Source organism: Parasphingopyxis marina, assembly GCF_014237875.1.
In the GTDB taxonomy this organism is placed as follows: Bacteria; Pseudomonadota; Alphaproteobacteria; order Sphingomonadales; family Sphingomonadaceae; genus Parasphingopyxis; species Parasphingopyxis marina.
In genome coordinates this window covers 1-1,442 of sequence record NZ_JACJVJ010000004.1, presented here as the reverse complement: position 1 = coordinate 1,442, position 1,442 = coordinate 1, and the positions used below count along the sequence as shown (strand labels likewise).

Annotated in this window: 1 protein-coding gene; it reads right to left on the bottom strand. The window is 61.3% G+C overall.

Annotated elements, in window-relative coordinates; translation table 11 throughout:
* Positions 1 to 62: 62 nt before the first annotated feature.
* Positions 63 to 1,442, bottom strand: a 1,380-nt coding sequence (ahcY, locus tag H6P80_RS16380) for an adenosylhomocysteinase (RefSeq protein ID WP_185802517.1), incomplete at its 5' end; no start/stop codon positions are given.

Sequence of the window (1,442 nt, the reverse complement as noted above, 5' to 3'; positions counted from 1 at the left end):
GCGCACAAGAAAGGGCGCCGGCCGTTGTTGGCGGGCGCCCTTTGGTTGGGTTTGGGGTGTAGCTAGTAGCGATAGGCGTCGGTCTTGAAGGGACCTTGCTGTTCGACCCCGATATAGGCGGCCTGCTCCTTGGTGAGCTCGGTGAGATGCACGCCGAGCTTGTCGAGATGGAGCTTCGCCACCTTCTCGTCGAGATGCTTGGGCAGCACGTAAACCTCATGCCCATAGGCGCCGTGATTGGTGAACAGTTCGATCTGGGCCAGCACCTGGTTGGTGAAGCTCGCCGACATCACGAAGCTGGGATGGCCGGTCGCATTGCCCAGGTTCAGGAGGCGGCCCTGCGAGAGCAGCAGCATGCGGTTGCCATCGGGGAAGGTGTACATGTCCACCTGCGGCTTGATCTCGACATGCTCCAGATTCTGCAGCGCACCGACTTGGATCTCGTTATCGAAATGGCCGATATTGCCGACGATCGCCATGTCCTTCATCGCTCGCATATGATCGATGGTGATGACGTCCTTGTTGCCGGTCGTCGTCACGAAGATATCGCCAATCGGCGCGGCTTCTTCCATCGTCATCACGCCAAAGCCGTCCATCGCCGCCTGCAGCGCGCAGATCGGATCGATCTCCGTCACGATCACCCGCGCACCCGCGCCGCGAAGGCTCGCCGCCGAACCCTTGCCGACATCGCCATAGCCCGCGACGACGGCAACCTTGCCCGCCATCATCACATCGGTGCCGCGGCGGATGCCATCGACCAGGCTCTCCTTGCAGCCATATTTATTGTCGAACTTCGACTTGGTGACGCTGTCGTTGACGTTGATCGCCGGGAAGGGAAGCTTGCCCTTGCGCGCCAGCTCGTAGAGCCGGTGAACGCCGGTGGTGGTCTCTTCCGATACTCCCTTGATCGCATCGCGCGTCTTGGTGAAGAAGCCCGGGCTCTCGGCAAGGCGCTTCTTCAGCACCTTCTGCATCTCTTCCTCTTCCTCGTTGGTCGGCGCGGGCATTTCCTCGCCATCCTCGATCCGCGCGCCCCAGATGATGTACATCGTCGCATCGCCCCCATCGTCGAGGATCATGTTGCAGGGCGCATCGCCCCACTGGAAGATGTGATCGACATATTCCCAATATTCCGCCAGCGTCTCGCCCTTCTTGGCGAACACCGGAACACCGGTCGCCGCGATCGCGGCAGCCGCATGGTCCTGCGTCGAATAGATGTTGCACGACGCCCAGCGCACTTCCGCCCCCAGCGCCGTCAACGTCTCGATCAAAGCCGCCGTCTGGATCGTCATGTGCAAACAGCCCGCAATCCGCGCGCCCGCAAGCGGCTTCTCCTCCCCATACTCCTCCCGCGTCGCCATCAATCCCGGCATCTCCGTCTCCGCAATGTCCAGCTCTCGCCGGCCATATTCCGCCAAGGAAAGATCCGTCACTATGTAATC